The organism is Paracoccus marinaquae, from assembly GCF_018860165.1.
GTDB lineage: Bacteria > Pseudomonadota > Alphaproteobacteria > Rhodobacterales > Rhodobacteraceae > Paracoccus > Paracoccus marinaquae.
In genome coordinates this window covers 1-611 of sequence record NZ_JAHKNG010000142.1, presented here as the reverse complement: position 1 = coordinate 611, position 611 = coordinate 1, and the positions used below count along the sequence as shown (strand labels likewise).

The following is a 611-nucleotide window of genomic DNA, read 5'->3' as shown; positions in this document are numbered from 1 at the left end:
ATATGACGGCTCCTACGAGCGCGTTGCGGCCTTCGTTCGGGAATGGAAAGGCGAACGGCAACGGGCGCATCACACGACGGATCGTGGAACTTTCGTGCCGCTGGTGTTCGCACCGGGCGAAGCGTTCCAGTTCGACTGGAGCGAAGATTGGGCCTATGTCGGTGGCGAGCGGATCAAGCTGCAGGTCGCGCATATCAAGCTGTCGCACAGCCGCGCCTTTCTGGTGCGGGCCTATCTGCTGCAAACGCATGAGATGCTGTTCGATGCCCATTGGCATGCCTTCCGCGTCTTCGAAGGCGTGCCCGGTCGCGGTATCTACGACAATATGAAGACCGCCGTCGACAAGGTCGGAATAGGCAAGAAGCGCGATGTGAATGCGCGGTTCACGGCGATGACAAGCCATTATGTCTTCGATCCCGAGTTCTGCAATCCGGCGGCGGGCTGGGAGAAGGGTCAGGTCGAGAAGAATGTGCGCGATGCGCGCCATCGGATGTGGCAGCTGATGCCGGCCTTTCCGGATCTGGATGCGCTTAATGCTTGGCTGGAAGAGCGCTGTAAGCTGCTGTGGGCTGAGACGGCGCATGGCACGTTGCCTGGAAGCATCGCCGATG

Annotated in this window: 1 protein-coding gene; it reads left to right on the top strand. The window is 60.2% G+C overall.

What is annotated here, in order from left to right; all coding sequences use genetic code 11:
- Positions 1-611, top strand: a 611-nt coding sequence (gene istA, locus KNW02_RS20705; protein WP_216035057.1) for an IS21 family transposase, incomplete at both ends; no start/stop codon positions are given.